Origin of the sequence: Elizabethkingia argenteiflava (assembly GCF_009904105.1) — a bacterium.
GTDB lineage: Bacteria > Bacteroidota > Bacteroidia > Flavobacteriales > Weeksellaceae > Elizabethkingia > Elizabethkingia argenteiflava.
In genome coordinates this window covers 1-205 of record NZ_JAAABJ010000661.1, presented here as the reverse complement: position 1 = coordinate 205, position 205 = coordinate 1, and the positions used below count along the sequence as shown (strand labels likewise).

1 protein-coding gene is annotated in these 205 nt (G+C 32.7%); it reads right to left on the bottom strand.

Going from position 1 to position 205, the window contains the following annotated elements:
- On the bottom strand, positions 1-205 hold a 205-nt coding region (locus tag GNY06_RS15350; protein ID WP_166520492.1), incomplete at both ends, for a BspA family leucine-rich repeat surface protein.

Below are 205 nucleotides of genomic sequence, written 5' to 3'. Positions count from 1 at the left end.
GACATATCGGTAACATTTGATGTATTAAAGCTACGTAAATCAAGAGATTTAAGCGATGAACAGCATTCGAACATAGATGACATATCGGTAACATTTGATGTATTAAAGCTACGTAAATCAAGAGATTTAAGCGATGAACAGCATTCGAACATAGATGACATATCGGTAACATTTGATGTATTAAAGCTACGTAAATCAAGAGATT